Here is a 692-nt window from a genome sequence, read left to right as displayed (position 1 = left end):
TTTCCAAACTTTCTCATTATTCGTATGGAAAATATGAGCACCATAATCATGGACGTTAATTCCATTGATTCTTGTCGTGCTTACATTTCCACCTACTTTTGCTCGTTTGTCAATTACAGTAACTTTATGTCCTTTTTTAGCAATTTCAGCTGCGAATATTGAGCCATATAATCCAGCACCAACAACAAGATAATTTTTCGATTTAGATTCCATTGCAAGTGATTCCTTATGCTCTTTCCAAATATTAATGGCGTCATAAGTCAACTTGAGAATCTTATCTGTATAACTATCACTAAAAATTGGAGTTTGTTTTGTAAGTGCTTTGATTTTGTGCTTGAAGATAATGTAATCGTCTCCTTGGTTTTTACCAAATGAAGCAACATTGCTCAGCCCTTTAGAGTACATGGCACCATAATTTATTTTTGAAAGCTCTCCACGAAGATTTCCTAATTTTTGATATGCCGCACGAGACCCTGTTGAATCTTTTGCTTGGATTTCCCTAACCTTATCATAACGAAACGATGATACCTGAACGACAGGATAACCTTGGTCCCTATTGTGGAAACAATTATTAATATCATCTTCGGTTGAGCCAGTATAAGGAATTGCAAAATCTGTATCTGTACAGAAAAAGCTATATGAAAAGCGGTCAGATAAGAAAAGTTTATCGTTTGGAGTTTGCATATCAAATC

At 35.0% G+C, this 692-nt stretch carries 1 protein-coding gene; it reads right to left on the bottom strand.

Translation table 11 applies throughout. From position 1 onward, the window contains the following. On the bottom strand, positions 1-692 hold a 692-nt coding region (locus N1032_RS25540; protein ID WP_259543402.1), incomplete at both ends, for an NAD(P)-binding protein.

It is taken from the genome of Herbiconiux daphne (assembly GCF_024979295.1).
Taxonomy (GTDB): Bacteria; Actinomycetota; Actinomycetes; order Actinomycetales; family Microbacteriaceae; genus Herbiconiux; species Herbiconiux daphnes.
The sequence above is the reverse complement of the archived record's forward strand: the minus strand, read 5'-3'. Positions and strand labels throughout refer to the sequence as shown.